The 2,468-nt window shown below is 40.4% G+C and carries 3 protein-coding genes; 2 read left to right on the plus strand and 1 reads right to left on the minus strand.

The window, feature by feature from the left end; translation table 11 throughout:
- The first annotated feature begins 283 nt into the window (after positions 1-283).
- Positions 284-1,090, plus strand: coding sequence for an inositol monophosphatase family protein (locus HCUR_RS00875; protein ID WP_165780598.1), 807 nt, complete (start codon positions 284-286; stop codon positions 1,088-1,090).
- A complete protein-coding gene (locus HCUR_RS00880) occupies positions 1,087-1,680 on the plus strand; it encodes an RNA pyrophosphohydrolase (RefSeq protein ID WP_165780599.1) in 594 nt (197 codons plus the stop codon). The genes HCUR_RS00875 and HCUR_RS00880 overlap by 4 nt, the downstream gene beginning before the upstream one ends.
- Positions 1,681-2,219: 539 nt before the next feature.
- On the opposite strand, the gene HCUR_RS00890 is transcribed toward HCUR_RS00880, so the two are convergent.
- Positions 2,220-2,468, minus strand: a 249-nt coding sequence (locus HCUR_RS00890) for a transposase family protein (RefSeq protein WP_165780600.1), incomplete at its 5' end; no start/stop codon positions are given.

Here is a 2,468-nt window from a genome sequence, read left to right on the forward strand (position 1 = left end):
GGGTAGTAGATAGGTCATTTGGAGAAAATCAAAGAAGAATACGAAAAGAAAACGCTCCCCACGCTATGGCAATAATCAGGCATATAGCTCTGAACAAGCTCATGTGCCAGGACAATCAATCAAGCGGTTCAGAAAAATGGGATGGGGCTAGAGTGACGATATACTTTTCTGTATTTTGAAACAAAATTTTTTATGAGGTGGCCTTGATGGAAACGCCCTAATCGCTTGAACTTAAAAGAATTTGTTTGTATAATCTTTTTAACGTATTTTTGGTATCGTTTTAGTGCGCGCTTTTTCAACTCCCTCCTCTTTTGTAAATATTGTTACTCAGCTTATGTTCAAAGTCAGTGGAAACTTGTTGCGAGATTTTTCTGAAGTGACAAAGCTTCAGGGCGCTGAAACCAGTATGAAGAAATTTCTTTCGAGTACAGAACGTCGTGTTGAACAAAGTCTCTATAAAGGTCTTAGAGAAAGCTATCCTGGGTATGGGTTTTTAATGGAAGAAGGAGGATATATTCCTGGTGATACTCTAGACGCACCGTTTTGGATTATAGATCCTTTAGATGGATCCAACAATTTTTCCAAGGGAATTCCTTATTTTACAATTTCTGTGGCTCTTTATGAGCGTCAAGATTTTGTGATGGGAGTCATTTACGATCCTATTCGTGACGAAGTATTTTGGGCTCAAAAGGGAGTAGGGGCATTCTTGGACCAATACAAGTTACGCCTGGCTCACAAAAGACCAAGAAATTATATTGCAATGGCGCTTCCGGGCCCTAGACACACTTCGGATCAATGCACCCATATTCTTTCATTGTTTCAGCGCTTTCCTCAAGCCGTATTTCGATCCTTTGGGAGTACTTCCCTGCATCTTGCTTACGTTGCAGCAGGACGCTTAGATGGAAGCGTTGAGTATGCTACTAGAGTTTGGGATAGTGCAGCTGGAATTATTATTATCAGGGAGGCCGGAGGAAAAATATACCATCAGTTTAAAGGAAATTTAAATGCCGAAGATACTTCGGATATAGTGACCGCTCATCCTGGGCTTTACGATGCTCTATGGAATGCTACTGCTCTGAATTCATTATGAAGTTCCGTTTTTTACGCAAATTACATCTTTTTTTCCAGGCTTTTGTGCGATCCGGGTCTGATACACAAGATCCGAAGTACCGTCTTGGTGTAGGGATTATGTTAGTCAATAAACAAGGAAAAATTTTTGTTGGAAAGCGTACAGGGTATTCTGAATGGCAAATGCCTCAAGGCGGTGTTGACTTTTATCAAAAAAAACCTGAGCCTTCATTAAAAGCTGCTTGGCGTGAACTATGGGAAGAAGTGGGGGTTCAAGAGCAATGTCAGCTGGTAACCCACACACGGCAAGCGTATTCTTATGACTTTCCTCCATTTTCATTTAGAAAATTTAACCTTTGGAAACTCTGGTTCAACGGTCAAAAACAAATCTGGTACGGCTTTTTATTTTCTGGAACAGACTCAGATATCGACCTTAATGCTACAATTCATCCGGAATTTACGGCTTGGAAATGGATAGACAAGCAAGAACTTATCGCTGATTGTACATCCTTTAAACGGAGTGTGTACGTAGGTGTTTTAAAAGAACTGTGGCCGTTCATGGAAGCGGCACTTTCTTCCTCCTCCCCTGTTACAGAAGATTCAGTATTGTGACCTATCTTTTTTACAATCTTTCTTTACAATAATACAAGTCTTCTAATCAATACAATACAGTGTTGAATCATAATATTGGTTCTCAACCATCAAGATAAAGATAAAAATTCATACTCTTTGAAGCATTTGGGAAAGTTATTAAGCCAAGAAATGTCCCCTCCACGCCTAATCTTTTTGCCAAAATAAGCCCCCCCTTGAGTCAAGCGCCCCGATATCTCACGTGTGTGCTTTAAGACAGTTGTACCGGAATCCGAACAAACATCTTTAAGCCTTGGATCGTTTCTTAAAGCTTCTTGAAACACAAAACAGGCTCCAGCCGTATTATGAATATGGGCTGCCTAGACTTTAGCGTTCAAAAGATGAGCTTGTGTGCTTGTTACATTATGATGGTTACGACTTTTTTCCCCCATTAATGCCCCATTCTGAAGCGTTTTCCGTTATTTATACACTTTTACAATCGAGGATACTGTCACTAGGGTCAGAATGGCGTCCCAGCTTCATGGGACTGGAGTTCATACAATAGACCTCTTCGGAAACTGTCATTGTTCTAATTCCATGGTATAGACCCCTGCAATGAGCGTGAATCTCAGCCCAAATCTGTTACGCCTGTTTCTGTATGTATCAGAGATGATCTTGAAGCGTTTGAGCATCCCAATACCATTTTCATTCATTACCCGCGCACTGGAAAGTTCTCTATTTTTCCTTTTTTCTTCTTGCGTTAGCGGATTTTTCTTACCCTTCTTTTTTGGAATGTCAGTTCTACTATGGAGTGTTTTCAAGCCTTGATA

The organism is Holospora curviuscula, from assembly GCF_002930195.1.
GTDB classification, from domain to species: Bacteria; Pseudomonadota; Alphaproteobacteria; order Holosporales; family Holosporaceae; genus Holospora; species Holospora curviuscula.